General features: G+C 68.6%; 18 protein-coding genes. 12 read left to right on the top strand and 6 right to left on the bottom strand.

Annotated features, from left to right (window positions below; genetic code table 11):
* The first annotated feature begins 63 nt into the window (after positions 1-63).
* The 7 genes from ACSFA0_RS05900 to ACSFA0_RS05870 all read left to right on the top strand — a co-directional run bounded on the left by ACSFA0_RS05900 (position 64) and on the right by ACSFA0_RS05870 (position 7,370).
* Positions 64-1,062: a LacI family DNA-binding transcriptional regulator gene (locus ACSFA0_RS05900; protein WP_435450903.1), complete on the top strand. Its 999-nt coding sequence runs from the start codon at positions 64-66 to the stop codon at positions 1,060-1,062.
* A gap of 50 nt (positions 1,063-1,112) precedes the next feature.
* Positions 1,113-2,126, top strand: coding sequence for an ABC transporter substrate-binding protein (locus ACSFA0_RS05895; RefSeq protein WP_435449285.1), 1,014 nt, complete (start codon positions 1,113-1,115; stop codon positions 2,124-2,126).
* Positions 2,123-2,932, top strand: a complete 810-nt coding sequence (locus ACSFA0_RS05890) for an ABC transporter permease (protein ID WP_435449284.1) — start codon at positions 2,123-2,125, stop codon at positions 2,930-2,932. Before ACSFA0_RS05895 ends, ACSFA0_RS05890 begins: the two co-directional genes overlap by 4 nt.
* A gap of 11 nt (positions 2,933-2,943) precedes the next feature.
* Positions 2,944-3,744: an ABC transporter permease gene (locus ACSFA0_RS05885; RefSeq protein WP_435449283.1), complete on the top strand. Its 801-nt coding sequence runs from the start codon at positions 2,944-2,946 to the stop codon at positions 3,742-3,744.
* Complete coding sequence (locus ACSFA0_RS05880) at positions 3,734-4,798, top strand: ABC transporter ATP-binding protein (protein ID WP_435449282.1); 1,065 nt, start codon at positions 3,734-3,736, stop codon at positions 4,796-4,798. The genes ACSFA0_RS05885 and ACSFA0_RS05880 overlap by 11 nt, the downstream gene beginning before the upstream one ends.
* The gene (locus tag ACSFA0_RS05875) at positions 4,795-5,622 is read left to right on the top strand and encodes a phosphodiesterase (protein WP_435449281.1); all 828 of its coding nucleotides are present in this window, start codon (positions 4,795-4,797) and stop codon (positions 5,620-5,622) included. The genes ACSFA0_RS05880 and ACSFA0_RS05875 overlap by 4 nt, the downstream gene beginning before the upstream one ends.
* 86 nt (positions 5,623-5,708) lie before the next feature.
* A complete protein-coding gene (locus tag ACSFA0_RS05870) occupies positions 5,709-7,370 on the top strand; it encodes a Na/Pi cotransporter family protein (protein WP_435449280.1) in 1,662 nt (553 codons plus the stop codon).
* A gap of 21 nt (positions 7,371-7,391) precedes the next feature.
* Here ACSFA0_RS05870 and ACSFA0_RS05865 read toward each other — a convergent pair whose 3' ends face one another.
* Positions 7,392-8,390, bottom strand: a complete 999-nt coding sequence (locus ACSFA0_RS05865) for a bile acid:sodium symporter family protein (RefSeq protein ID WP_435449279.1) — start codon at positions 8,388-8,390, stop codon at positions 7,392-7,394.
* Positions 8,391-8,459: 69 nt separating this feature from the next.
* Between ACSFA0_RS05865 and ACSFA0_RS05860 the strand changes: the two genes are divergently transcribed.
* Positions 8,460-9,353 (top strand): LysR family transcriptional regulator, encoded by an 894-nt coding sequence (locus tag ACSFA0_RS05860; protein ID WP_435449278.1) that lies wholly within the window; start codon positions 8,460-8,462, stop codon positions 9,351-9,353.
* Here the strand turns inward: ACSFA0_RS05860 and ACSFA0_RS05855 are convergent.
* A complete protein-coding gene (locus ACSFA0_RS05855) occupies positions 9,343-10,326 on the bottom strand; it encodes a quinone oxidoreductase family protein (RefSeq protein WP_435450902.1) in 984 nt (327 codons plus the stop codon). The genes ACSFA0_RS05860 and ACSFA0_RS05855 overlap by 11 nt on opposite strands.
* A 111-nt stretch (positions 10,327-10,437) precedes the next feature.
* Here ACSFA0_RS05855 and ACSFA0_RS05850 point away from each other — a divergent pair, with 111 nt between their 5' ends.
* From ACSFA0_RS05850 to ACSFA0_RS05835, 4 genes are all read left to right on the top strand, one after another.
* Entirely contained in the window at positions 10,438-11,361 is a 924-nt protein-coding gene (locus ACSFA0_RS05850; RefSeq protein WP_435449277.1) for a DMT family transporter, read from the top strand.
* Positions 11,362-11,549: 188 nt separating this feature from the next.
* Entirely contained in the window at positions 11,550-13,436 is a 1,887-nt protein-coding gene (locus ACSFA0_RS05845; RefSeq protein ID WP_435449276.1) for a hypothetical protein, read from the top strand.
* A 73-nt stretch (positions 13,437-13,509) separates the two neighbouring features.
* Complete coding sequence (locus ACSFA0_RS05840; protein ID WP_435449275.1) at positions 13,510-14,109, top strand: response regulator; 600 nt, start codon at positions 13,510-13,512, stop codon at positions 14,107-14,109.
* A complete protein-coding gene (locus ACSFA0_RS05835) occupies positions 14,109-15,875 on the top strand; it encodes an ATP-binding response regulator (RefSeq protein ID WP_435449274.1) in 1,767 nt (588 codons plus the stop codon). The genes ACSFA0_RS05840 and ACSFA0_RS05835 overlap by 1 nt, the downstream gene beginning before the upstream one ends.
* A gap of 263 nt (positions 15,876-16,138) precedes the next feature.
* Here the strand turns inward: ACSFA0_RS05835 and ACSFA0_RS05830 are convergent, their stop codons facing one another.
* The 4 genes from ACSFA0_RS05830 to ACSFA0_RS05815 all read right to left on the bottom strand — a co-directional run bounded on the left by ACSFA0_RS05830 (position 16,139) and on the right by ACSFA0_RS05815 (position 20,561).
* Positions 16,139-16,933, bottom strand: a complete 795-nt coding sequence (locus tag ACSFA0_RS05830; RefSeq protein WP_435449273.1) for an SDR family oxidoreductase — start codon at positions 16,931-16,933, stop codon at positions 16,139-16,141.
* A gap of 16 nt (positions 16,934-16,949) precedes the next feature.
* Entirely contained in the window at positions 16,950-17,840 is an 891-nt protein-coding gene (locus tag ACSFA0_RS05825; RefSeq protein ID WP_435449272.1) for a DMT family transporter, read from the bottom strand.
* Positions 17,841-17,972: 132 nt separating this feature from the next.
* Positions 17,973-19,586, bottom strand: a complete 1,614-nt coding sequence (locus ACSFA0_RS05820; RefSeq protein ID WP_435449271.1) for a gamma-glutamyltransferase family protein — start codon at positions 19,584-19,586, stop codon at positions 17,973-17,975.
* A 3-nt stretch (positions 19,587-19,589) separates the two neighbouring features.
* Positions 19,590-20,561 carry a Bug family tripartite tricarboxylate transporter substrate binding protein gene (locus ACSFA0_RS05815; RefSeq protein ID WP_435449270.1) on the bottom strand — a complete coding sequence of 324 codons (972 nt, stop codon included), beginning with the start codon at positions 20,559-20,561 and terminating at the stop codon, positions 19,590-19,592.
* Between the last annotated feature and the right edge of the window lie 57 nt (positions 20,562-20,618).

Genomic DNA, 20,618 nt, shown 5'->3' with positions numbered 1-20,618 from the left:
TCACGGCGTCACACTGACGCGCTCCAATGTAATCGATTACATGAAGCCGTCCCGATGCCCACGATGAACATCCAGATCGTTGCCCAACGCGCCGGCGTGTCCGTCGCCACGGTGTCGCGCGCGTTCAATTTCCCCGACAAGGTGGCGCCCGCCACGCGCGCGCTGGTGGAGCGCGTGGCGGCGGAGCTCGGCTACGTGGCCAACGCCAGCGCCCGCACGCTGCGCACCCAGCGCAGCCGGGTGCTCGGGGTCGTGCTGCCCACACTGCTGAACCCAACCTTCGCCGAATGCCTGCAAGGCATCGCGCAGGCAGCAGCGGCAAGCGGCTACGCGATCGTGCCGGTGACCACCGACTACCAGCTCGCCGAGGAAGAGCGCGCCGTGAGCCAGCTGCTCGCGGGCAACGTCGACGGGATGATCCTGGTGGTGTCGAACCCGACGACCTCGCAGGCGCTCGAACGCCTGCGCGCCAACGCCGTGCCCTACGTGCTGGCCTACAACAGGCACGCGTCGCACCCCTGCGTGTCGGTCGACAGCGAAGGCGCCTCCGCCGAGGTGGTGGCGCGGCTGGTGGGGCTCGGCCATCGGCGCATCGCGATGGTGACCGGCACCATGGCCGCGTCCGACCGGGCGCAGCAGCGCTACCGCGGCTACCTGCACGGCATGAAGGCCGCCGGCCTGGCGGCACCGCCGGTGCTCGAGGTGCCCTTCGTCGAGACCGCGGTCGACGCGCTTCGCCACTACCTCGCGCAGACGCCGCGGCCCACCGCCCTGTTCTGCTCGAACGACCTGCTGGCCATCCGCAGCATCCGCGCCGCGTCGCTCGACGGCCTGCGCGTGCCGCAGGACCTGGCCGTGGTCGGCTTCGATGGCATCGCGCTGGGCCAGGACCTGACGCCCGCGCTGAGCACCGTGATGCAGCCCAACCACGACATCGGTCGCCACAGCGTCGAGCTGCTGGTGAAGGCGCTGGCCGACGGCGTCGTGCCCCGTGCCGACGCCAGCCTGCTGCTGCCACACGCCTTCCGCGAAGGCGAGTCGTGCGCGGCGGCGGCCACCTGATCTCCCCGTCCCTTTCTTCCCAACGATCTCTTCCAACCCAGGAGCTTTCCATGTCACTCACCCTGAAACGCATCGCCCGCCTCGGCGTGCTGGCCGCCGGCCTCGCTGCCGCCAGCGTCACCTTGGCGCAGACCGCCATTTGCTACAACTGCCCGACCGAATGGGCCGACTGGGGCACGCAGCTGCGCGCCATCAAGGCCAAGACCGGCGTCACCGTGCCGCCGGACAACAAGAACTCCGGCCAGTCGCTGGCCCAGCTCACCGCCGAGAAGGCCAGCCCGGTGGCCGACGTGACCTACCTCGGCGTCACCTTCGCCATCCAGGCGCAGAAGGACGGCGTGGTCGCCCCCTACCGGCCCGCCAACTGGAAGGACATCCCCGATGGCCTGAAGGACCCGGCGGGCCACTGGTTCACGATCCATTCCGGCACGCTCGGCTTCATGGTCAACGTCGATGCGCTCAAGGGCAAGCCGATTCCGAAGTCGTGGGCCGACCTGCTCAAGCCCGAGTACAAGGGCCTGATCGGCTACCTCGACCCGGCCTCGGCCTTCGTCGGCTACGTCGGCGCAGTGGCGGTCAATGAGGCGCGCGGCGGCACGCTCGACAACTTCGGCCCGGCCATCGACTACTTCAAGGCGCTGCAGAAGAACGAGCCGATCGTGCCCAAGCAGACCTCGTATGCGCGCGTGCTGTCGGGTGAGATCGCGATCCTGCTCGACTACGACTTCAACGCCTACCGCGCCAAGTACAAGGACAAGGCCAACGTCGCCTTCGTGATCCCGGCCGAAGGCACCGTCGTCGTGCCCTACGTGATGAGCATGGTGGCCAACGCGCCGCATTCCGCCGACGCCAAGAAGGTGCTCGACTTCGTGCTGTCCGATGAAGGCCAGGCGATCTGGGCCAAGGCCTACCTGCGCCCGGTGCGTGCCGGCGCGATGCCCAAGGACGTCGAGGCGCAGTTCCTGCCCGCCGCCGAGTACAAGCGGGCCAAGACGGTCGACTACGGCCGCATGGCCGCCGCGCAACGCGCCTTCTCCGACAGCTACCTGAAGGACGTGCGTTGAAGTCCGGCCAGCGCTGGCTGCTGCTCGGCTGCGCAGCGCCGGCCGCCGCCTTCTTCCTGATGTTCTGGCTGCTGCCGGTGCTGCGCCTGCTGGCGCTGCCGGCAGAGAAAGGCTGGGCCACCTACTTCGCCGTGCTCACCGACGGCCGCTACCTGCAGAGCATGCTCAACACGGTGCTGCTGTCGCTCGGCGTGACGCTGGCCACGCTGGTCCTCGGCGGCGCGGTCGGCGTGTACCTGGCGCGGCGCGACTTCGTCGGCAAGCGCGTGCTGCTGTCGCTGCTGACGCTGCCGCTGTCCTTTCCCGGCGTGATCATCGGCTTCTTCGTGATCCTGCTGGGCGGTCGGCAGGGCGTGGTGGCAGACATCTCGGATGCGCTCACCGGCGAACGCATCACCTTCGCGTATGGCCTGCTCGGCCTGTTCCTGGCCTACCTGTATTTCTCGCTGCCGCGCGCCATCGCGACCTATGCGGCGGCGGCCGAATCGATGAACCTGCAGCTGGAGGAAGCCGCGCGTTCGCTCGGCGCTTCGCGGCTGCGCGTGGTGCGCGACGTGTGGCTGCCCGAGCTGGCGCCGACCACGCTCGCGTGCGGCGCGATTTTGTTCGCGACCTCGATGGGCGCCTTCGGCACCGCCTTCACGCTGGCGAGCAAGTTCGAGGTGATCCCGATCACCATCTACAACGAGTTCACCAACTACGCCAACTTCGCGCTGGCCGCGTCGCTGTCGATCGCGCTGGGCGTGGTGACCTGGGCCGTGCTGTTCCTGGCTCGCCACTTTGGCGGTAGCCCCGCGGTGCGCTGAACGGAGGACGCATGCGATCACACACAACCACCCGGGCGCCCTTCCTCTTCGCGATCACCGCGCTCGTCAGCTTCTTCATGATCTCCCCGATGCTGCTGTCGGTGATGGCCGGCCTGGTCAACAACTACAGCGTGGGCCTGAAGAGCGGGCTCACGACGCGCTGGCTCAGCGAGGTGTGGGAGGTCTACGGCGGCACGGTCGGCTGGTCGCTGGCGCTGGCATTCATCTGCGTCGCTTGCACCATCGTGCTCGGCGTGCCGTGCGCCTATGCGCTGGCGCGCAGCCGCTCGCGCGCCGCGCGCATCTTCGAGGAGCTGCTGACGCTGCCGGTCGCGGTGCCGGGCCTGGCGACCGCGCTGGCGCTGATCCTGGCCTACGGGCAGATCAGCGCCTTCCGCCAGAGCTTCGCCTTCATCCTGGTTGGACACATCATCTTCACGCTGCCCTTCATGGTGCGCACCGTGGCCTCGGCCTTCCAGCGCCATGACCTCGTCGCATTGGAAGAAGCGGCGCGCACGCTGGGCGCCAGCTTTCGCCAGCGCTTCATGGGCATCCTGGTGCCGGCCGTGTTCCCGGCCATCGTGGCGGGCAGCCTGATGGTCTTCACGCTCTCGGTCGGCGAATTCAACCTGACCTGGATGCTGCACACGCCGCTCACGCGCACGCTGCCCGTCGGCCTGGCCGACAGCTACGCCTCGATGCGGCTGGAGGTGGGCTCGGCCTACACGCTGGTCTTCTTCATCGTCATCCTCCCGGTGCTGTGGGGCTTGCAGTCCCTCGCCCATCTCCTGCAGAAACGCCATGGAACTTGAACGCATCCCCGTCGACATCGACAACGTCGCCAAAACCTACGCCGACGGCACGCGCGGCCTGCAATCGACGACCCTGCACGTGGAGCCGGGCGAAGTGCTCGCGCTGCTCGGCCCCTCGGGCTGCGGCAAGACCACGCTGCTGCGCCTGATCGCCGGGCTCGAGACGCTCGACGACGGCGGCACCATCCGCTTCGGCGACCAGGACGTCACGCACAAGCCGGTCGAGCAGCGCGGCGTGGGCATGGTGTTCCAGAGCTACGCGCTGTTCCCGCAGATGAGCGTGGCCGCCAACATCGGCTACGGGCTGCGCATTCGCGGCGTCGCGGCATCCGAAGAGAAGCATGTGGTCGGCGAACTGGTCGACCTCACGCGCCTCACCGGGCTCGAGAACAAGCGGCCCAGCGAACTCTCCGGCGGCCAGCGGCAGCGCGTGGCCCTGGCACGTGCGGTGGCGGTGCGCCCGCGCGTGCTGCTGCTCGACGAGCCGCTGGCCGCGCTCGACGCCAAGCTCAAGGAGTCGCTGCGCGACGAGCTGGCCGAGCTGCTGCGCCGCCTGCACATCACGGCCGTGCACGTCACGCACGACCAGCAGGAAGCGATGGCCATCGCCGACCGGCTGGCCGTGATGCGGGCCGGGCGCATCGTGCAGATCGGCCGCGGCGAAGACCTGTACCGCGCACCCGCCCATCCCTTCGTGGCCGAGTTCCTGGGCCGGGTGAACCGGCTGGAACGCACGCCCGAAGCCATCGCACGCGGCGTGGTGTTCGTCGGCGGCACGAGCATGGCATGCCCTGCCGCCTGGATGAACCACCCCACGCTGCTCGTGCGCCCCGAAGACGTCCAGATCGGTCCGGCCGGTCAGGCCGGCTGGGGCATCGGCGCCGTCGAGCAGCGCACCTTCCTCGGCGACAGGGTGCAGTTGCGGCTGCGCACCGCGGGCCAGCCGAGCCTGCTGGTCGACGCGGCACGCGACACGCGCTTCCAGGTGGGCGACGAGATCGGTGTGCGCATCCCGACCGAACGTCTCATGACCTCGCAAGAGGCTGTCGCATGACCACCAACTTTCTCGTTCAACTCACCGACCTCCACATCCGCGAGCCGGGCCGGCTGGCCTATGGCCGCATCGACACCGCGCCCTACCTGAAACGCGCCGTGCAGAGCGTGCTGCGCCTGCGCCAGGCGCCCGATGCGGTGGTCATCACCGGCGACCTGAGCGACTTCGGCCGCGCGGCCGAGTACGCGCACATGGCCGAGCTGTTGGCGCCGCTGACCATGCCGATCTACCTGATGCCCGGCAACCACGACGACCGCGACCAGCTACGCCGCAGCTTCCCTGCGCACACCTACCTGGGCGACAGCGGCAGCTTCGTGCAATACAGCGTGAAGGTCGGCGCTATCCGGTTGCTCACGCTCGACACCTGCGTGCCCGGCCACAGCCACGGCACGCTCGATGCCGAACGCCTCGACTGGCTCGCCGCGCAGCTCGACGCGTGCAGTCACGAGCCGGTCGTCATCGCCATGCACCACCCGCCCTTCCGCACGCTGATCGGCCACATGGACGACATCGGGCTGCTCGAAGGCGCCGCCGAACTCGAAGCGCTGGTCGCGCGTCACCCGAACGTCGAGCGCGTGATCTGCGGCCACCTGCACCGCGCCATCGACGTGCGCTTCGGCGGCACCATCGCGTCGACCTCGCCGGCGCCCGGCCACCAGGTGGCGCTGGACCTCGACCCGGCCGCGCCGTCCGCGTGGATGCTCGAACCACCCGGCTTCCGGGTGCATGCCTGGGACGGGCAACGGCTGGTCACGCACCTGGCGGCCTCGGGCGATTTCGAGGGGCCGTATCCTTTCCATGAGAATGGAGCCCTGATCGACTGAACCCGGCGCCCACCTGGCCGCCTTGCCACACGACCCGTGCCGGCAACCGAGGCTCGAACAAGAAAAGAGAAAGCCATCCGCCGCCCATGAAACATCTGCTGAACCTGCTGGCAGCAGTCGCGCTCCTCGTCTGGGGCACCCACCTGGTCCGCACCGGCGTGCTGCGCGTGTTCGGAGGCAACCTGCGCAAGTTCCTGGCGCGCAGCATGCGCAACCGATTCACCGCGGCGCTGTCGGGCATCGGCGTGACGGCGCTGGTGCAGTCGAGCACCGCGACCTCGCTGATGACCTCGTCCTTCGTCGGCCAGGGGCTCATCACCCTGCCCGCGGCGCTGGCCGTGATGCGCGGCGCCGACGTGGGCACGGCGCTGATGTCGGTGCTGTTCTCAACCGATCTCTCGTGGCTGTCGCCGCTCTTCATCTTCACCGGGGTGGTCTTCTCGATCACCCGGCCGGCCAGTGCGGCGGGCCGCTTCGGCCGCATCCTGATCGGCCTGGGCCTGATGCTGCTGGCGCTGCAGCTGGTGGTGCAAGCCACCGGCCCGCTGTTCGATTCGCCGGCCATGCGCGCGGTGCTGGTGTCCATCAGCAGCGACGTGCTGCTGGAGATCACCATCGGCGCGGCGCTGGCCGTCGTGGCGTACTCGAGCCTCGCCGTGGTGCTGCTGGTCGCCGCCATGGCGACCTCGGCGGTGGTGCCGCTCGACGTCGCGCTGGGCCTGGTGCTCGGCGCCAACCTGGGCAGCGGCGTGCTGGCGGTGCTGACCACGGCCAAGTCGGACATCGCGGTGCGGCAGGTGACGGTGGGCAACCTGCTCTTCAAGCTGCTCGGCGTGGCGGTGGCGGCGCCCTTCATCGGGATGTACCTGCAGTATGTGCGCCCCTACGTGAATGGCGCGACACAGCTCGTCGTGCTCTACCACCTGGCCTTCAACGTGGTGGTGAGCCTCGGATTCATCTTTCTCACCGGCTGGGTGGCCGAGCTGGTGAAGCGCCTGCTGCCGGTGCCCAAGGAAGGCTCCTCGACGGCCCGGCCGCAGCACCTGGACCCGTCGGCGCTGTCGACGCCGACGCTGGCCATCTCGAACGCCGCGCGCGAGGCGCTGCACCAGGCCGACATCGTGGAGACCATGCTGATCGGCATGCTCAACGTGATCCGCCACAACGACCTGAAGCTGGCCGAGGAACTGCGCAAGCTCGACGACCAGGTCGACCGGCTCTACTCCGACATCAAGTACTACCTGACGAAGATCTCGCGCGAGGCGCTGGGCGAAGAAGAGAGCAAGCGCTGGACCGACATCATCAGCTTCACCATCAACATGGAGCAGGTGGGCGACATCATCGAGCGCGTGATCATCGACATCGAGGACAAGAAGATCAAGCCGCAGCGCAACTTCTCGCCGGCCGGCATGGCCGAGATCGTCGAGCTGCACGAACGGCTGGTCGCCAACCTGCGCCTGGGCATGAGCGTGTTCCTCAACGGCAACGTGCGCGACGCGCAGAAGCTGCTGGAAGAGAAGGCGCGCTTCCGCGACCTGGAACGCGCCTACGCCACCACCCACCTGAGCCGGCTGATGGACCGCACCGCGCCGAGCATGGAGACCAGTTCGCTGCACATCGACCTGATCAGCGACCTCAAGCGCATCAACTCGCACATCTGCTCGATCGCCTACCCGATCCTCGACTCGGCCGGCGCGCTGGCCCCGAGCCGGCTGCGCGAATCGCGCCTGCACCCGCTGGACAACTGATCGATTGGGCGGCGCGGCCGTTCAAGCCGGCTTGGCGACGGCTGCCGGCGCCTCATCCACCGGGCGACGCGCATAGCGCTGCGCCAGCACGGCGCAGACCATCAGCTGCATCTGATGAAAGAGCATCACGGGCAGCACGATGGTGCCCACCGTGCTCGCGGCGAACAGCACGTGCGCCATCGGCACGCCGCTCGCCAGGCTCTTCTTGGAGCCGCAGAACACGATGGTCACTTCGTCGGCCTTGTCGAAGCCGAACTTGCGCGCCAGCCAGGTCGTCGAGACCAGCGCGATCGCCAGCAGCACGGCCAGCACCACCAGCAGGCCAGCCAGCGCCGTGGGCGACACCTGCTTCCACAGCCCTTCGATCACGGCCGCGCTGAAGGCCGTGTAGACCACCAGCAGGATCGAGCCGCGGTCGACCAGCGTGAGCGTCGACGCGTGGCGCTTGACCCAGGCGCCGATCCACGGCCGCAGCAAGTGGCCGACGACAAAGGGCGCCATCAGTTGCAGCAGGATGCGGCCGATGGCGTCGAACGAGGCTGAGCTGCCGGCGCCTGTCGTGACGACCAGGCCCACCAGCAGCGGCGTGACGAACACGCCGAGCAGCGTGGAGGCCGACGCACTGCAGATCGCGGCCGGCACGTTGCCGCGGGCCAGCGAAGTGAAGGCGATGGCCGACAGCACGGTGGCGGGCAGCACGCAGAGGTAGAGCACGCCGGTGTAGAGCGCGGGCGTCACCAGCGGTTCGAGCACCGGTCGCAGCGCCAGCCCGAGCGCCGGGAACAGCACGAAGGTGCACGCCAGCACAAGCAGGTGCAAGCGCCAGTGGCCGACGCCCTGGACGATCGCTTCGCGCGAGAGCTTGGCGCCATGCAGGAAGAACAGCAGGCCGATCGCCACGGTGGTGAGGCGCTCGAAGAAGTGCGCGGTGCCGCCGGAAGCGGGCAGCAGGCTGGCGAGCACCACCGTCGAGACGAGGGCGAGGGTGAAGTTGTCGGGGAGGTAGCGTGAACGGGCCATGGGTGCATTGGGCTCTTGGCCTCGTCCAAAGAGAAATGGATTTATTTGATAGATATATGATTCGAGCGCATGAACGTCACGCTGCGCCAGCTCCGCGTCTTCCTGGCCGTCGCCGGTGAGCGCAACTTCAGCCGCGCGGGCGATGCCGTGGCGCTGACCCAGCCGGCAGTGAGCCGCGCGATCCTCGAACTCGAATCGCAAGTCGGACTGAAGCTGCTGGACCGCACCACGCGCGAGGTGGTGCTGACCGACGCCGGCCAATCGCTGGCGGCCCGGCTCGAGCGCGTGCTCGACGAACTCGACCAGACCTTGCTCGACGTGCGCGGCATGGCCAGTGCGCGGCGCGGCAAGGTGCGCGTGGCCAGCAGCCCGACGCTGTCGGCGCAGCTCATGCCGGCCTGCATCGCGGCCTGCGCGCGCCAGGAGCCCGACATCCAGCTGGTGCTGCTCGACCGCATCCAGCAGGACGCGCTCGACAGTGTGCGCACCGGCGAAGTCGACTTCGGCGTGGTGATCGAGCCTTCGTCGACCGACGACCTGACGGCCGAGACGATCCTGAACGACCCCTTCGTGCTGGTGGTGCCCGCTGGCCATGCGCTGGCCGCGCGCAAGACGGTGCGGTGGTCGGCGCTGGCCGGCCATCCGCTGGTGCTGCTCGACCATGCGTCGGGCAGCCGCCGGCTGATCGACGACGCGCTGGCCGGCCATGGCGTGCAGGCCGAGGTGGCGCAGCAACTGGGCCACCCGACCACCGTGTTCCGCATGGTCGAGGCGGGCATCGGCATCAGCGTGATGCCGGCGCTGGCCGTGCCGCCCGGCGGGCTCGGCACGCTGGTGTCGCTGCCGCTGGTGCCACGCATCGAGCGCCGCGTGATGCTGGTGCACCGCCGCAACCGCGCGCCCTCGCCGCTGGCGCAGCGCGTGTGGCGGCTGGTGCGCGAGACGGCGGCGGCTACAGCGTGAGGATGGTGCAGCCGGTGGTCTTGCGCGCTTCCAGGTCGCGGTGCGCCTGCTGCACATCCTCCAGCGCGTAGCGCTGATCGATCGGGATCTTCACCGCGCCGCTCTGCACCACCGCGAACAGGTCGTCGGCCATGGCCTGCGTGGCCTCGCGCGTGGCGATGTGGGTGAACAGCGTCGGGCGCGTCACGTAGAGCGAGCCCTTCGAGGCCAGCATGCCGAGGTTGATCGGCGGCGTGGGGCCCGAACCGTTGCCGAAGACCGCCAGCAGGCCGAAGGGGCGCAGGCAGTCGATCGAGCCTTCGTAGGTGTCTTTGCCGACCGAGTCGTACACCACCTTCACGCCCTTGCCACCGGTGATCGCCTTCACGCGCTCGGCGAAGTTCTCGGTGCTGTAATTGATCGCATGCGCCGCGCCGTGTTCCAGCGCCAGCTTGCACTTGGCGTCGGAGCCGGCCGTGCCGATGAGCTGCAGTCCGAGCGCCTTGGCCCACTGGCAGGCGATCAGGCCGACGCCGCCGGCCGCAGCGTGGAACACGATGAAGTCGCCCGCCTGCAGGCCTTCGGCCGGCAGCGTCTTCTTCAGCAGGTACTGCGCGGTCAGGCCCTTGAGCATCATGGCCGCGCCGGTCTCGAAGGAGATCGCGTCGGGCAGCTTGCACACGTTCTTGGCCGGCATCACGCGCAGCTCGCAATAGGCACCGGGCGGCCCGCTGGCATAGGCCGCGCGGTCGCCGGGCTGCAGGTGGGTCACGCCCTCGCCCACCGCTTCGACCACGCCCGAGGCCTCCATGCCGAGCTGCAGCGGCATCGCGAACGGGTAGAGCCCGCTGCGCTGGTAGGTGTCGATGAAGTTGAGGCCGATGGCCTTGTGGCGGATGCGGATCTCGCCGGGGCCGGGCGCGCCGACCTCGACGTCGACGATCTTGAGTTCTTCGGGGCCGCCGGGGCGGTCGATGCGAACGGCTTTGCTCATCATGGGAAAGGTCTCCTGCGAAATGGACGGGGTCGACAGCCCTCGATCGTGCCACGCGCGGGTGCGTCGCGAGCGGAGGGGACAATCGCCCGGTTCACCCCTCTCGCGCCCATGCAGCCGTCTCGCCTCACCCTTTCCACCATCCTCCTGCTTGCCACGCCGCCGCTGCTGTGGGCCGCCAACGCGGTGCTCGGCCGCCTGCTCAAGGACATGGCTTCGCCGCTCACGCTGAACTTCATCCGCTGGGTGCTGGCCTTTTTCGTGCTGCTGCCGCTGGCGCACGGGGTGCTGCGGCGCGACCATCCGATGTGGCGCCACTGGCGGCGCTACAGCGTGCTCGGATTGCTGGGCGTGGGCATCTACAACGCCTTTCAGTACCTGGCCCTGCAGACCTCGACACCGCTGAACGTCACCCTGATCACCTCCAGCACGCCGTTCTGGATGCTGCTGCTGGGCACGCTCTTCTTCGGCCAGCGTGCCACGCGCTACGAGATGGCCGGCGCCGTGGTGTCGATGCTCGGCGTGCTGCTGGTGCTGGCCCAGGGCGACTGGCGCCACCTGGCGGCCTTGCGGCTGGTGCCGGGTGACCTCTACATCCTGCTGGCCGTGCTCGCCTGGTCGGTGTACAGCTGGATGCTCGTGGGCACGAACGAGCCCGCGGGCCTGCGCGAGGACTGGGCCGCCTTCCTGATGGCGCAGATGGTGTTCGGCCTGGCGTGGTCGGGGCTGTTCGCCGCCGGGGAATGGGCGGCGGGCGCGATGTATGTGCACTGGAGTTGGTGGCTGGCCGCTGCGCTGGTCTTCATCGCGGTGGGCCCGGCCCTCCTGGCCTTTCGCTGCTGGAGCGCCGGGGCGCAGCGCGCCGGCCCGAAGACGGCCGCCTTCTTCCTCAATCTGACGCCGCTGTTCGCCGCGCTGCTGTCGGCCACCTTCCTGGGCGAGGTGCCGCACGCGTACCACGGTGTGGCCTTCGCGCTGATCGTGGGCGGCATCGTGCTGTCGTCGGTGCGCGGTCCGACAGCGACCGGGCGGTAGATCTCCTTCGCGGACATCGCCGCTCTGTTGCAAGGACCGCACAGAAAGCGCCGCCGGTGCTGGTCCATGCAGACCAGTCGACGTACCAATTTCACGGCCGACACCCGGGAACGTTGAGAAACCTTTGTTACGAGAAATACACTTTTTGAAGAGGAGTCCCTCGACCCATCAACGACCCAGGAAATCCCATGTTCTACGCACTGCTCCGAACAGCCCTGCCGCTTTGCCTCGCGACCGCACTGGCCGCTTGCGGCGGCGGTGGATCCGACAGCGACGCGACTGCGCCGACCACCACAGCACCGGCCACCGGACCGACCACTGCTCCGACAACGGCCTCGACCACCCTGGATGCCAGCGGCGGCACCCTGGTCGGCCCGGGCGGGGTGACCATCGTGGTGCCGGCGGGCGCGCTGTCCGCGGCCACCAAGATCACCATCACCGAAAGCAGCGCTGGCGCGCCGGCCAGCCTGCCGCAGGGCAGCAGCTTGGCGGTGGCACAGAGCAAGGTCTACGAGCTGACGCCGCATGACGTCACCATCGCGCAGCCGGTGACCATCCGCATCCCGATCGACACCACCAAGGGCACGCCGCGCGTCTATGTGTCGGACCTGACCACCGGGTGGTATCCGCAGGCCAGCACGGTAGGTGATGGCTATGTGGAGATCCAGCGCACGGGGTTTTCGTGGGTCTATAGCGTCACCCCGACGGGTAAGAACGACAACGCCGATGCTGCGGCCTTGGTAGCGTCTTTGGCAAGGCTCGACATCTCCTCAACCACCGGTATGAAGGTCAAGGACCGCCAATTGACCTTAGCGGACGTCTTCCGGGACGTGTATCTCAACCAGGCCGAAGTACAGATTGAAGCCCTGCTGGGCCAAACCGCGACCGCTCGGTTCAGTGTGGTCAGCTGGTCCCACGGCCCGGATGCGCCCTACTGTCAGGCCAGCCAGATGGCACTCGACATGCTGGCCGGTGGCGTCTGGATCCCGTTGAACCAGTTCGCCGCGTCTTCCAGAACCACCACATCCGAGAAAATTTTCTCCGTATTTGGGACGTTCATGTATACCGAGTACACGAGGACTTCGAACTTCGACATCAACTTCACGCCGCTCGTGAACGGTTCCTTCGATCTGCGCGTGCGCACGGTCTGCGACAACGCGGCCGACCTCAAAGCCATGGACCCCCGGCTGGCCGATGCCACCTGGAAGCTGCGCATGAAGGTCAGCACGCCATACAGCGTCGGTGGCACCGTCAGCGGGCTGCCCAGCGGCGGCAGCGTCAAGTTGGCGCTGAACGGTGGCACGCCACAGACCGTCTCGGCCAACGGCGCATTCACCATGAGCACGCAGTTGTTCGCGGGCAGCAGTTACAGCGTGACCAGCAGCGATGCGCCGTCGGGATACACCTGCACCCTTGCCAACGCCAGCGGCACCATCGCCGACATCAACGCCGGCAACGTGGCCGTGAGTTGCGGACCGACGCCGTACAGCCTGAGCGGCAACGTCACGGGCCTGCCGCAGGGTGGGTCGGTCACGCTGCTGCTCAACGGCAGCGACGGCCAGACGGTGAGCAATCCCAACGGCGATGACTTCGACTTCCTGCCCTTCACCCTGTCCACGCAGGTGGGGGCGGGCCAGAGCTACGCCGTCACCGCGGGCACGGTCAGCCCCACGGGCTATGCCTGCAGCGTCAGCGGCGGCACCGGCACGATGCCGGCCAACGCCGTGGACGGCATCGTGGTCAGTTGCACCCCCGCCGGCCCGTTCACCCTGGGTGGCACCGCCAGCGGGCTCGACGCGGGCGGGCCGTACCCGAGCATGGTGCTGATGCTGAACGGCGACTCGTCCAACACCACCGCCGTGCCGCTGACCGGCAACGGTGCCTACAGCCTGGGCAGCGTGCCTGGCGGCACGGCATACAACGTGAGTGTCGACACCACCGGCACCGGCTACAGCTGCTTCGCGGTCAACCGCAGCGGGGGGGCGACAGCGAACGTGAGCAACATCGACGTGAGCTGCTCCTCGTCGGCGCCTCCTCCATCGCCCCCTCCGCTTCCTACATTGCCCCCTCCATAAGGCGGGCCTCGCCCCTCTTGCGGCCGGCACCATGCTGGCCGCACGCGTTTCGCCCGTTCCTAAAATTGCGCCCATGCATCCGCCCCGTGTTCTCATCGTCGATGACCACGCCATGTTCCGCACCGGACTGGCGCTGGTGATCCGGGCCGCGCTGCCCGACGCCACAGTGCATGAAGTCGGCGCGCTCGAAGAGGCCATGGCGCTGGAGACGGATGCAGTGGACGTCGTGCTGCTCGACGTCCAGCTGCAGGGCATCAACGGCCTGGCCGGCATCGCGCCGATGCGCCGCCGCTGGCCCGGCGCGCGGCTGCTGGTGGTGTCGTCGCACACCGACGCACACAGCGTGCGTGAAGCGCAGGCACGCGGCGCCGACGGCTTCATCGCGAAGACCGAATCCGCGGCAAGGATCGTCGAGGCGATCCGGCTCGCGTTGTCGGGCGCGCAGGTCGCGCATCCGTCGGCCTCGACACCGACGTCTCGCAGCCTCACGCCGCGGCAGTGCGAGGTGATCGAGCTGATGCACCAGGGGCTGCCCAACAAGACCATCGCACGGCGGCTCGACCTGTCGGAGAACACGGTACGCCGCCATGTGCAGGACATCCTCGCGTTCTTCGACGTGGGCAGCCGGACTGAGGCGGTGTTCGTCGCGCGGCAACGCGGCCTGGTCTACTGATGATCGACCTGCGCAGGCTGCTGCGGCTGGATGAGCCGCGCCTGCTGGCGCAGCAGGTGCGGCTCGTGATCGACAACATCCGCGGCACGACCTGGGTGGGGTTGCTGATGGTCGTGCTGGTGCGGTTGGCCCTGGCCCCGGCCGCCAGCGCCTCGGCGCTCAACCTGTGGTGCCTGGTGCAGTTCGCCATTGCCGCCAACATCCACCGCATGGTCGTTCAGCATGACCGCTGGACGCCGATGACGGACGCCCAGGCCCGGCGCATGACCGGTGAACTGCTGATCGGCACCGTGGTGGGCGCGATGAACTGGGGCGTCCTGCTGTGGGCGATGCGACCCGATGCGGACGCGGCGCAGCTCGCCGTGGTCTACGCCCTGGTCGCTGCGGTGCAGAGCGGCGCGGTGTCGACGCTGGGTTCCCTGCTGCCCCTGTCTATCGCTTTTCTGCTGTCGAGCTCGGCGGCCGTCCTGTTCGGCGTGGGGCTGCGCGGCCTGGCCGAGCATCCGGCCGTGGCGTTCGGCGGCGCCTTGTTTGCCGCGACCTTGCTCGACCAGGCGATCCGCGGCGCGCGGGCGGCCCGCACCTCGATCCAGCTACGGTTCGAGAACGCCGACCTGCTCGAGCGCGTGCGCGCAGAGCACGACGCCGCCGAGCGTGCGCAACGCCAGGCGGAGGACGCCAGCGCGGCCAAGTCCCAGGTGCTCGCCGCCGCGAGCCACGACCTGCGCCAGCCGGTGCATGCGCAGGGCCTGTTCCTCGAACTGCTCGGCGCGACCGAACTCACCGAGCGCCAACGCAGTCTGCTGGCCCGTGCGGGCGAAGCGGTGGACGCATCGGCCGCGATGCTGGGCACCCTGTTCGACTACTCGCGCATCGAAGCCGGCGTGATCCGCCCGCAGCGCGAGGCCTTCGCCATCCAGCCGATGCTCAACATGATCGAGCGTGAGTTCGGTCCGCAGGCCGACGCCAGGGGCCTGACCTACCGCTCGCGCGAATCGGCGCTGGTGCTGGCGTCCGACCCGGCCCTGGTGGGGCTGATCCTGCGCAACCTGGTCTCGAACGCGATCCGCTACACCCGGCGCGGCGGCCTGCTCGTGACCTGCCGACAGCGCGGTCCGGAGGCATGGCTCGAAGTGTGGGACACCGGCATCGGCATCGCGCCCGAACACCAGGCCGAGGTGTTCCGGGAGTTCCACCAGCTCGACAACCCCGAGCGCGATCGGCACAAGGGCTTCGGGCTCGGTCTGGCCATCGTGGACGGGCTCGCGCGAACCCTCGGGCACACGCTGTCGCTGCGCTCGGCGCCGCGGCGCGGCAGCGTGTTCGGCGTGCGCCTGCCGATCGCCTCCTGCGTGCAACCCGCTTCGGTGCGCATCGAGCACACCGCGCCGCGCGTGCTCGATGCGCACGTGCTGGTGATCGACGACGATGAAACCATCCTGATGGGCATGGCCGAACTGCTGCAATCCTGGGGCTGCACCTGCGACGTGGCGCCGACCATCGCACAGGGCCTGGCCCTGGCGACGCAACGACCGCCCGATCTGCTGGTCACCGATTACCGCCTGCGAGAGCAGCGCACCGGCCTGCAGGCCATTGAAGCGCTGCACGCCGCGCTCGGCCGCCCGGCGCCCACGGTGCTGATCACCGGCGACACCGCACCGGATCGCCTGCGCGAAGCGGCCGCGCATGGCATCACGCTGCTGCACAAGCCGGTGTCGCCGCCGCTCCTGTACCGCGCCCTGGCCGAGGCGCTGCCGGCGCGTTGAAGTGCCGCGGTTGAAGGCCTGCCTCAGGCGGCCTCCACGGGCTCGACACGCGCTCGTCCACGCACGCGCCCACATGACGACGCCCATGCCGGACATCCCGCCCACCCGTGGCCTGTCGGCGCACATCCTGTCGACCTCCGCCACGATGATCGGGGCCTGCATGACGGTCCTGAGGGTCAGCCACCTGGGCCACAGGACACAGGCCCGGTTGGCCGTCGACAAGCGGCTCGCCAAACTGAGCGCGCTGTACTGCGCGCAGTGCGTCAGTAGGTGCCGGGGTACGCGCCGCCGTCGGCCAGCACGTTCTGGCCCGTCATGTAGCCGGCCTGCAGGCTGCACAGGAAGGCACAGATGGCACCGAACTCCTCCGGGTTGCCGAAGCGGCCGGCCGGAATGCCCTTCTGGCGGTTGGCACGCACGATGTCGACATCGAGGCCGCTCTTCTTCGCCGCACCGGCCATGGTGCCCTTGAGGCGATCGGTATCGAAAGAGCCCGGCAGCAGGTTGTTGATGGTCACGCCCTTGGCGGCGATCGGCGTGCGCGCCACGCCCGCCACGAAGCCGGTGAGGCCGCTGCGCGCGCCGTTGGACAGGCCCAGGATGTCGATCGGCGCCTTCACCGAGCTCGACGTGATGTTCACGATGCGGCCGTAGCCACGCGCGGCCATGCCGTCGACCGTGGCCTTGATCAGCTCGATGGGCGTGAGCATGTTGGCGTCGACCGCCTTGATCCATGCCTCGCGGTCCCAGTCGCGGAAGTCGCCAGGCGGCGGACCGCCGGCGTTGGTCACGACGATGTCGTAGTCGGCATGCGCAGCGAAGGCGGCGGCGCGGCCTTCGGGCGTCGTGATGTCGGCGGCGACCGTCTTGACGAAAGGCTTGGGCGAACCGGCCGCGGCGGCTTCGAGCCGCGCTGCAGCAGCCTGCAATGCTTCGGCGCCGCGCGCCACCACCACCACGTTCACGCCTTCGCGCACCAGTGCTTCGGCGCAGCCCAGGCCCAGGCCCTTGCTGCCGCCGCATACCAGGGCCGTGCGGCCCGCGATTCCGAGATCCATGTGAGTTCCTTCGGGCCTAGCGCCCAGTTCGTGTGAAGACAAAAATTCCGGTGATCACCAGCACCGTGCCGGCCGCGGTCCACGCGGTGAACGGTTCGCCGAGGATCACCACACCCATCAGGATGGTCGACATCGGCCCGACCATGCCGGTCTGTGCGGCCATGGGCGCGCCGATGCGCTCGATCGCCATCATGACCGAGAGCACCGGCACGGCGGTGCACAGGGTCGCGTTCAGCACCGACAGCCAGATGACTTGCGGCGCCAGCTCGAACACCCCGCTCACCGGCCGCAGCACCAGGAATTGCGCAATGCACAGAAGGCAGGCCACGCTGGTGGCCAGGCCGACCAGCCGCAGCGAGCCCAGGCGCTTGACGAACTCGCCGCTGGCGACGAGATAGACGGCATAACTCACCGCGCTCAGGAACACCAGCAGCGTGCCCCAGGCCGCCGCGGCCGTCTGGCCCAGCTGCACCTCGTGGCCGAACACCAGCAGCACGCCGGCATAGCTGATGGCCATGCCGAGCATCTGCCAACGCGTGATCCGGCGGCGGTAGACGATCCAGCCGAACAGCAGCACCAGCGTCGGGTTGAGGTACAGGATGAGCCGCTCGAGGCTGGCCGTGATGTACGCCAGCCCCGCGAAGTCGAGAAAGCTCGCCAGGTAGTAGCCCGAGAAGCCCAGCCCCAGCACGCCCAGCCAATCGCGCCGAGTCGGCGGCGGCTTGCCGCGCCCGGCCCACCACGCCATGCCTACAAAGAGCGGCAGCGCGAACAGCATGCGCAGCATGATCAGCGTGACCGCGTCGACCCCATAGCGGTAGGCCAGCTTGACGATGATCGCCTTGCCGCTGAAGGCGATGGCACCGAAGGTGGCCAATGCGAGGCCCGCGGCGAGCGGCTTTTGCACAGGTGATGAATGAACGATCGGTGAGGTCACGTAGGTCTGTTTCAGAGATACCGCGGAACCGGCTCCGCCGGGCCGCAGGTATCGCCCCTTGAGGGGAAGCGGCGACACGCAGTGCGCCGCCTCGGGGTGGTTCTAATACCCCGCAGCGAGTCCGTCGCGGCGCGGATCGCTGGCCGCGATATAGCCCTCGACCGCCGGATCACCCGCGCGCCAGATGAACTGGCCGGCACCGAAGTCCTGGTACGAGTCGTCGATGACGTCGACTTGGTGACCCAGCGCGCTCAGCCCTTCGACCGTCTTCGGGTCCATCGCGCCTTCGACGTTGATCTCCAACCCCTGGTTGAAGCGCCAGCGCGGCGCATCGCAAGCGGCCTGCGGGTTCTGTCCGTGGTCGAGCATGCGCACCAAGGTCTGCATGTGGCCCTGAGGCTGCATGTTGCCGCCCATCACGCCGAAGCTCATCACCGGCTGGCCGTCCTTGGTGAGGAAGGCCGGGATGATGGTGTGGAAGGGGCGCTTGCCCGGTGCGACCACGTTGGGGCTGTCGGCGTTCAGGCTGAAGCCGTGGCCGCGGTTCTGCAGGCTGATGCCGAAGCCCGGCTCCACGCAGCCCGAACCGAAGCCCATGTAGTTGCTCTGGATGAAGCTGACCATCATGCCGCTCTCGTCCGCGGCCGTGAGGTAGATGGTGCCGCCCTTGATGGGGTTGCCCGCCTTGAAATCCTGCGCCTTCGTCATGTCGATCAGTTTGGCACGCGATGCGAGATAGTCGGCATCGAGCATCTGCAGGGGGGTCACCGTCATCGACGACGGCTCCGAGACGTAGCGGTAGGTGTCGGCGAAGGCCAGCTTCATGGCCTCGATCTGCACATGCTGGAACGCGACGCTGTCGACCGGCATGCCCGCCATGTCGAAGTGCTGCAGGATGCCCAGTGCGATCTGTGCGGCGATGCCCTGGCCGTTGGGCGGGATCTCGTGCAGCGTGTGGCCGCGGTAGTCCTGCGCGGTCGGCGTGACCCACTCGGGCTTCCAGTTGGCGAGGTCGCGCACCTTGAGCTTGCCGCCGTTGGCGTCGGAAAACGCCTCCAGCGCTTCGGCAATCTCGCCGCTGTAGAAGGCTTGGCCCTTCGTCGCGGCGATGGCCTTGAGAGCCCGTGCCGCCGCCGGGAAGCGGAACAGCTCGCCGACGTTCGGCGCACGGCCCCAGGGCAGGAAGCTGTCGGCAAAGCCGGGCTGGCCCTGCAGGATTGGCGTGGCCGCGGCCCACTTCTGCTGCACCACCGGCGGCATGAGGTAGCCGCGCTCGGCGATCTCGATGGCCGGCGCCATCAGCGCCTCGAAGGGCAGCTTGCCGAAGCGTTCCGACAGCGCCATCCAGCCACCGACGGCACCAGGCACCGTCACCGAATCCATGCCGCGTTGCGGGGGCGTGGTCGCGCCGTCACCGTATTTGCGGCGGAAGTAATCGGGCGTCCAGGCCTGCGGCGCGCAACCCGAGGCGTTGAGGCCGTGCAGTTCCTTGCCGTCCCACAGGATGCAGAAGGCATCGCTGCCCAGGCCGTTGCTGACGGGCTCGACCAGCGTCATCACCGCCGCTGTGGCCACGGCCGCATCGACCGCATTGCCGCCCTGCTGCAGGATGCGCAGGCCGGCTTGCGCGGCGAGCGGGTGCGAGGTCGAGACGACGTTGCGCGCAAAGACCGGAATGCGGGTGGAACGGTAGGGGTTGGCGTAATCGAAGTTCATGTGTCAGTCGCCCGTGATCTTGCGTTCGGTGATGATCTTTTTCCACTTGCCGGCGTCTTGCGCCACCATGCTCGCGAACTGCGCCGGCGTGCTGGTCGTCGGTTCGATGCCCAGGCGCGAGAGCTTGTCGCGCACCTCCGGGTCGGCCAGCGCCTGGTTCGCGGCGGTATTCACGCGCGCGACGAGTTCCGGTGGCAGGCCCTTGGGCCCGTACAGGCCGAACCAGGTGTTCGATTCGAAACCGGGCAGCACATCCGCGATCGGCGGCACATCGGGCGCCAGCGGGCTGCGCTTGAGCGAGGTCACGCCGAGCGCGCGCAGGCGGCCGTCGCGCACATGCGGCATGCCGGTGGGCAGCGAGTCGAACAGCACGTCGACCTTGCCGCTGATCAGGTCGGGGATGGCCAGCGCCGTGCCCCGGTACGGGATGTGCGTCACGAACACGCCCGCCTGCGACTTGAACAGCTCAGAGGTCAGCTGCACGATGGTGCCGTTGCCGCTCGACGCGTAGTTGAGCCTGCCGGGGTTCTTCTTGGCCAGCTCGATCCACTCGCGCACCGTCTTCGCCGGTGAGCTGTTGGGCACGAGCATGATGCTCGGCGCGTCGCCGACATGGGCGATCGGCGTGAAGTCGCGCACCGTGTCGTACGGCAGGCGCGGGTTGATGGCCGGGCCGATCGAGTGCGTGCTGGTGGTCGCCAGCAGCAGCGTGTACCCGTCGGCCGGCGCCTTGGCCGCGAGGTCGGCGCCGATCGAGCCGCCGGCGCCGGGCTTGTTGTCGATGACGATGGTGGTGCCGAGCTTCTCGCCCATCTTCTGCGACAGGGTGCGCGCAAAGAGATCGGTGGCGCCGGCGGCCGGGAAAGGCACGACCAGCCGGATCGGCTTGGCGGGATAGCTCTGGGCCCAGACCGCGGGCAGGGCAACGAAACCCACCGCGAGCGCGAGGGTCTTCAAGAAGAAGGTTCTTTTCATAGGAGGTCGATTCTGACGGCTCGGCAAAAGCCTTGCTGCAATGAAAACGGCGCCCGA

Source organism: Variovorax restrictus (assembly GCF_051216715.1).
Taxonomy (GTDB): Bacteria; Pseudomonadota; Gammaproteobacteria; order Burkholderiales; family Burkholderiaceae_C; genus Variovorax.
This window is presented reverse-complemented; position numbering and strand designations above follow the sequence as displayed.

Excerpts from the sequence above, each read along its gene's own strand:
- ACSFA0_RS05865 (WP_435449279.1), bottom strand. The coding sequence starts at position 8,390 with ATGGCCCGTTCACGCTACCTCCCCGACAACTTCACCCTCGCCCTCGTC.
- ACSFA0_RS05840 (WP_435449275.1), top strand. The coding sequence starts at position 13,510 with ATGCATCCGCCCCGTGTTCTCATCGTCGATGACCACGCCATGTTCCGC.
- ACSFA0_RS05885 (WP_435449283.1), top strand. The coding sequence starts at position 2,944 with ATGCGATCACACACAACCACCCGGGCGCCCTTCCTCTTCGCGATCACC.
- ACSFA0_RS05875 (WP_435449281.1), top strand. The coding sequence starts at position 4,795 with ATGACCACCAACTTTCTCGTTCAACTCACCGACCTCCACATCCGCGAG.
- ACSFA0_RS05900 (WP_435450903.1), top strand. The coding sequence starts at position 64 with ATGAACATCCAGATCGTTGCCCAACGCGCCGGCGTGTCCGTCGCCACG.
- ACSFA0_RS05850 (WP_435449277.1), top strand. The coding sequence starts at position 10,438 with ATGCAGCCGTCTCGCCTCACCCTTTCCACCATCCTCCTGCTTGCCACG.
- ACSFA0_RS05815 (WP_435449270.1), bottom strand. The coding sequence starts at position 20,561 with ATGAAAAGAACCTTCTTCTTGAAGACCCTCGCGCTCGCGGTGGGTTTC.
- ACSFA0_RS05820 (WP_435449271.1), bottom strand. The coding sequence starts at position 19,586 with ATGAACTTCGATTACGCCAACCCCTACCGTTCCACCCGCATTCCGGTC.
- ACSFA0_RS05870 (WP_435449280.1), top strand. The coding sequence starts at position 5,709 with ATGAAACATCTGCTGAACCTGCTGGCAGCAGTCGCGCTCCTCGTCTGG.
- ACSFA0_RS05895 (WP_435449285.1), top strand. The coding sequence starts at position 1,113 with ATGTCACTCACCCTGAAACGCATCGCCCGCCTCGGCGTGCTGGCCGCC.
- ACSFA0_RS05835 (WP_435449274.1), top strand. The coding sequence starts at position 14,109 with ATGATCGACCTGCGCAGGCTGCTGCGGCTGGATGAGCCGCGCCTGCTG.
- ACSFA0_RS05880 (WP_435449282.1), top strand. The coding sequence starts at position 3,734 with ATGGAACTTGAACGCATCCCCGTCGACATCGACAACGTCGCCAAAACC.
- ACSFA0_RS05845 (WP_435449276.1), top strand. The coding sequence starts at position 11,550 with ATGTTCTACGCACTGCTCCGAACAGCCCTGCCGCTTTGCCTCGCGACC.
- ACSFA0_RS05830 (WP_435449273.1), bottom strand. The coding sequence starts at position 16,933 with ATGGATCTCGGAATCGCGGGCCGCACGGCCCTGGTATGCGGCGGCAGC.
- ACSFA0_RS05855 (WP_435450902.1), bottom strand. The coding sequence starts at position 10,326 with ATGAGCAAAGCCGTTCGCATCGACCGCCCCGGCGGCCCCGAAGAACTC.
- ACSFA0_RS05860 (WP_435449278.1), top strand. The coding sequence starts at position 8,460 with ATGAACGTCACGCTGCGCCAGCTCCGCGTCTTCCTGGCCGTCGCCGGT.